At 51.9% G+C, this 6000-nt stretch carries 2 protein-coding genes and 2 rRNA genes (1 of these 4 cut by a window edge); 1 reads left to right on the top strand and 3 read right to left on the bottom strand.

Annotated features, from left to right (window positions below; genetic code table 11):
• Together L383_RS25395 and L383_RS03730 are read right to left on the bottom strand one after the other, a co-directional pair.
• A 23S ribosomal RNA gene (locus L383_RS25395) occupies window positions 1–714 on the bottom strand (it extends 2315 nt beyond the left edge of the window).
• A gap of 208 nt (window positions 715–922) precedes the next feature.
• Window positions 923–2462, bottom strand: a 16S ribosomal RNA gene (locus L383_RS03730).
• The 16S and 23S rRNA genes sit together here, the layout of an rRNA operon.
• Window positions 2463–2957: 495 nt before the next feature.
• Here L383_RS03730 and L383_RS03735 point away from each other — a divergent pair.
• On the top strand, window positions 2958–3911 hold the full coding sequence (locus L383_RS03735) for a nickel/cobalt transporter (RefSeq protein WP_023331830.1): 954 nt from the start codon (window positions 2958–2960) through the stop codon (window positions 3909–3911).
• A gap of 33 nt (window positions 3912–3944) precedes the next feature.
• Here the strand turns inward: L383_RS03735 and proP are convergent, their stop codons facing one another.
• On the bottom strand, window positions 3945–5447 hold the full coding sequence (proP, locus tag L383_RS03740) for a glycine betaine/L-proline transporter ProP (RefSeq protein WP_014830333.1): 1503 nt from the start codon (window positions 5445–5447) through the stop codon (window positions 3945–3947).
• Between the last annotated feature and the right edge of the window lie 553 nt (window positions 5448–6000).

The raw sequence follows: 6000 nt of genomic DNA, 5'->3' as shown, positions 1-6000 counted from the left end.
TTACCCAACCTTCAACCTGCCCATGGCTAGATCACCGGGTTTCGGGTCTATACCCTGCAACTTAACGCCCAGTTAAGACTCGGTTTCCCTTCGGCTCCCCTATACGGTTAACCTTGCTACAGAATATAAGTCGCTGACCCATTATACAAAAGGTACGCAGTCACCCCATAAAGAGGCTCCCACTGCTTGTACGTACACGGTTTCAGGTTCTTTTTCACTCCCCTCGCCGGGGTTCTTTTCGCCTTTCCCTCACGGTACTGGTTCACTATCGGTCAGTCAGGAGTATTTAGCCTTGGAGGATGGTCCCCCCATATTCAGACAGGATACCACGTGTCCCGCCCTACTCTTCGAGTTCACAACCTGTGTGCTTTCGTGTACGGGACTATCACCCTGTACCGTCGGACTTTCCAGACCGTTCCACTAACACACAAGCTGATTCAGACTCCGGGCTGCTCCCCGTTCGCTCGCCGCTACTGGGGGAATCTCGGTTGATTTCTTTTCCTCGGGGTACTTAGATGTTTCAGTTCCCCCGGTTCGCCTCGTTAACCTATGTATTCAGTTAACGATAGTGTGTCGAAACACACTGGGTTTCCCCATTCGGACATCGCCGGGTCAAAGGTTCATATCACCTCGCCGGCGCTTTTCGCAGATTAGCACGTCCTTCATCGCCTCTGACTGCCAGGGCATCCACCGTGTACGCTTAGTCGCTTAACCTCACAACCCGAAGATGTTTCTTTCGATTCATCATCGGTTTGCGAAAATTTGAGAGACTCGAACACACATAACATGTGTGTCGTTTCAATTTTCAGCTTGATCCAGATTTTTAAAGAGCAAAACTTCTTAATGCACTCAAAAGTACATTCAGAAGTTCATCATTCATCAGACAATCTGTGTGAGCACTGCAAAGGCAGGTTCTTTAAGGTAAGGAGGTGATCCAACCGCAGGTTCCCCTACGGTTACCTTGTTACGACTTCACCCCAGTCATGAATCACAAAGTGGTAAGCGCCCTCCCGAAGGTTAAGCTACCTACTTCTTTTGCAACCCACTCCCATGGTGTGACGGGCGGTGTGTACAAGGCCCGGGAACGTATTCACCGTAGCATTCTGATCTACGATTACTAGCGATTCCGACTTCATGGAGTCGAGTTGCAGACTCCAATCCGGACTACGACGCACTTTATGAGGTCCGCTTGCTCTCGCGAGGTCGCTTCTCTTTGTATGCGCCATTGTAGCACGTGTGTAGCCCTACTCGTAAGGGCCATGATGACTTGACGTCATCCCCACCTTCCTCCAGTTTATCACTGGCAGTCTCCTTTGAGTTCCCGGCCTAACCGCTGGCAACAAAGGATAAGGGTTGCGCTCGTTGCGGGACTTAACCCAACATTTCACAACACGAGCTGACGACAGCCATGCAGCACCTGTCTCAGAGTTCCCGAAGGCACCAAAGCATCTCTGCTAAGTTCTCTGGATGTCAAGAGTAGGTAAGGTTCTTCGCGTTGCATCGAATTAAACCACATGCTCCACCGCTTGTGCGGGCCCCCGTCAATTCATTTGAGTTTTAACCTTGCGGCCGTACTCCCCAGGCGGTCGACTTAACGCGTTAGCTCCGGAAGCCACGCCTCAAGGGCACAACCTCCAAGTCGACATCGTTTACGGCGTGGACTACCAGGGTATCTAATCCTGTTTGCTCCCCACGCTTTCGCACCTGAGCGTCAGTCTTTGTCCAGGGGGCCGCCTTCGCCACCGGTATTCCTCCAGATCTCTACGCATTTCACCGCTACACCTGGAATTCTACCCCCCTCTACAAGACTCTAGCCTGCCAGTTTCGAATGCAGTTCCCAGGTTGAGCCCGGGGATTTCACATCCGACTTGACAGACCGCCTGCGTGCGCTTTACGCCCAGTAATTCCGATTAACGCTTGCACCCTCCGTATTACCGCGGCTGCTGGCACGGAGTTAGCCGGTGCTTCTTCTGCGGGTAACGTCAATTGCTGCGGTTATTAACCACAACACCTTCCTCCCCGCTGAAAGTACTTTACAACCCGAAGGCCTTCTTCATACACGCGGCATGGCTGCATCAGGCTTGCGCCCATTGTGCAATATTCCCCACTGCTGCCTCCCGTAGGAGTCTGGACCGTGTCTCAGTTCCAGTGTGGCTGGTCATCCTCTCAGACCAGCTAGGGATCGTCGCCTAGGTGAGCCGTTACCCCACCTACTAGCTAATCCCATCTGGGCACATCTGATGGCAAGAGGCCCGAAGGTCCCCCTCTTTGGTCTTGCGACGTTATGCGGTATTAGCTACCGTTTCCAGTAGTTATCCCCCTCCATCAGGCAGTTTCCCAGACATTACTCACCCGTCCGCCACTCGTCACCCGAGAGCAAGCTCTCTGTGCTACCGTTCGACTTGCATGTGTTAGGCCTGCCGCCAGCGTTCAATCTGAGCCATGATCAAACTCTTCAATTTAAGTTTGATGCTCGTGAATTAAACTTCGTAATGAATTACGTATGTTCACTCAGAGACTTGGTATTCATTTTTCGTCCGAGGACGTTAAGAATCCATGTCACTTTGAGTGCCCACACAGATTGTCTGATAAATTGTTAAAGAGCAGTGCAACGCGGCTTTCGCTCACCGTTGCGAGGTGGCGTATATTACGCTTTCCTCTTTCAGAGTCAACCCGTTATTTCAGGATTTTTTCTCTTCAACCGACCGGGTTGTCTGTGAAGTGATTCACATCTGCCGTGTCGATGGAGGCGCATTATAGGGAGTTCTCCGCAGGCCGCAACCGCTAAATGACAGAAAAATGACTGACTGCTGCATTCCACAGCAAAACCCCGCCTTATACCCTTTTACACACAGACTTATCCACAACATCATCAGGATCCCGATGCGATCCTGCGAACTGAAAAGGAAGATCAACTATACTAGCGGCAAATATTCTTCCTGGCAGAGCACTCCCTCATGAACACACAACGCCTCACCCGCGACTGGCGTCTCCCTACCGCAGGGGTGATACTGCTGGCTATTCTGTTTGCCAGTTTTACCCTGCATACGCACTGGAGCGCCTTTATCCAGTGGTGTCTTGCCACTCAAATTACCCTGCACCGTTATCTGGTGATGTATCTGCTGCAGCTGAATAACCACCAGTACAGCGGCGGACTATGGCTCTTAACAGGCGCCTTCCTTTATGGCGTGCTGCACGCCATCGGGCCGGGGCACGGGAAATTCATTGTGACGACCTATCTGACCACTAATAAGGAAAGCGAGCGGGCTGCCCGGGTCGTTCCTTTCCTTGGCAGCCTGATGCAGGGCGTGAGCGCCATTCTGTTTGTCTTTATTCTGGCGGTGGGGTTTAACCTCGCCTCAGGGGATATCAGTACCAGTCGCTGGTATGTAGAGAAGATAAGCGCAGTGCTGATTGGTGTATTCGGCGCGTTCGTCATTTATCAGGCATTAAAGAGCCTGCGTCCGCGCAGAATGACGATCTCAGCCATCAGTCCCCTCCATCAGCACAATGAACACTGTGGCTGCGGCCATCACGGCGTGGGTGCCGACCTGACGCAGGGAGACTGGAAAACTCGCCTGGGGGTGATTCTGGCGATTGGCGCACGCCCGTGCAGTGGGGCAATCATGATTCTGATGTTTTCAAATGCGCTGGGCATTGTCACCTGGGGGATGGCTGCCGTCATGACAATGTCCCTGGGAACGGCACTCTCGATTATGGGGCTCTCGCTGGCGGTACGTTATGCCCGTGAACGCACGGTGGCCTGCTTCGGGGGAAATAGTACGTTAAGATGGCTGGTGCCAGCCGTCAAAATAGCCGGCGGGATAGTTCTGATCCTGTTCGCGACCGTTCTCTTCCTGACGGTCATCCCCATCAGCGCCAATGGCGACTACATCGCTGCCGGATGCTAATAAAAGAAAACCCGCCGTTGGCGGGTTTCTTTATTACTCGTTGATGCGTGGATGCTGATCCACCAGTCGGGAGCGTTTTTTCTGCAGTTCTTCAATCTCTGCGTCAATGTCTTCAATCTTCTGCTCTACATTATCGTAGTGCTCACGCAGGATCTCTTTCGCTTCCTGAATATCCGATGCCGCAGGCGTCGCCCCTTTCAGTGGACGGTTCGCCGTCTCCTTCATCGTAATACCGGTAATCAAGCCAATCACCGCGATCACCATCAGGTAATAAGCAGGCATCATCAGATTCTGCGTGCTTTCCACCAGCGAGGCGGCAAGCGTCGGGGTCAGACCGGCAATCAGCACCGAGATGTTAAAGGCTGCCGCCAGCGCACTGTAACGAATATGCGTCGGGAACATCGCAGGCAACGTTGAGGCCATCACCCCGATGAAGCAGTTCAGGATCACCGCCAGCATCAGCAGACCCGCAAAAATCAGCCCCAGCACGTTACTGTTGATCAGAATAAAGGCCGGGATTGCCAGGGCAAACAGCGCCACGCTTCCCAGAATAATGAACGGTCGACGGCCAAAACGGTCACTCAGCAGGCCCATAATCGGCTGCACGAACAGCATACCCACCATGATGGCGATAATAATCAGCACACCGTGATCTTCAGAGTAATGCAGATTATGCGACAAATAACTCGGCATGTAGGTCAGCAGCATGTAATAAGTGACGTTAGTGGAAATCACCAGACCAATACAGACCAGCAGGCTGCGCCAGTGCTTAGTGGCAATCTCTTTGAACGACACCTTCGGACCATCCTGCAGCCCTTCGCGGTCACCCTGCTCCAGCTTATCGACGTGCTGCTGGAACGCAGGAGTCTCTTCAAGAGCATGACGCAGATACAGACCGATGATCCCCAGCGGCAGCGCGAGGAAGAACGGGATACGCCAGCCCCAGTCGAGGAAGTTCTCTTCACCGACGACGGTTGAAATCAGCACCACGACACCCGCACCCATCACGAACCCAGCAATCGAACCGAAGTCCAGCCAGCTCCCCATAAAACCGCGCTTACGGTCCGGGGAATACTCCGCGACGAAGATCGAGGCACCGGTATATTCCCCACCGACGGAGAAACCCTGCGCCATCTTACAGAGCAGCAGCAGAATCGGTGCCCAGATGCCGATCGTGGCATAGGACGGAATCAGGCCGATACAGAAGGTACTGATCGACATGATGACAATGGTGATAGCAAGGATCTTCTGGCGACCGTATTTATCACCAAGCATACCGAAGAACAGACCACCCAGCGGGCGAATAAGGAAAGGAACGGAGAACGTCCCCAGTGCGGCAATCATCTGCAGGCTGGGGTCAGCCCCGGGGAAAAACACTTTACCTAACGCGTAGGCCACAAAGCCATAGACACCAAAATCGAACCATTCCATCGCATTACCGAGCGAGGCTGCGGTGATGGCCTTACGCAATTTTGCGTCGTCAATAATAGTGACGTCGCGAAGCGTGATGGGTTTAATCTTTTTCCTTCTCAGCATAGCTATCCTCGTTGACTCGGCCCTGTCTGTTTCACAATCCAGTGTGGGTGCTGTGAACCTTGGGATCCGCTCCATGCGAATCGCCTTATTCAAGCGTAGCAGGTTTACTTACATTGACGTTTATCGTCGATACAACCGAACCTGTTGACGCCTGCCAGGGCAGTTAATGACCTTTTTACCCTACCAGCGTTTATATTTGTGATCAACTTCACACATATATTTATGCTGCGTAAAGTGAAGACAGTCTTTGTCAATTTCCGCAAATAAGCACTTTCTCAACCCATCCCAGAGAAACATTTTCATGTTGTCCCCTTTTCTTTTTATCGCGACGTAAAAAGCCGCTTTTTTACAAGAGATTTACATAAACCCCATCCAGCCAGAACGCGGCGTAAAGTTTACAATCAATATGTGACACAGATAACTAAAACACTGTTTTATTTTCATTGAATCATTATTCCAGTGATCGCATGATAATTCCCGAAACATAGCGATGAGTGTTTTCTGACAAGAGAAAACCAGAGCGCTTACTGAATTTTGTTGCGGGGTTATCGAA

The organism is Enterobacter sp. MGH 37, assembly GCF_000534515.1.
Lineage (GTDB): Bacteria > Pseudomonadota > Gammaproteobacteria > Enterobacterales > Enterobacteriaceae > Enterobacter > Enterobacter kobei.
This window is presented reverse-complemented; position numbering and strand designations above follow the sequence as displayed.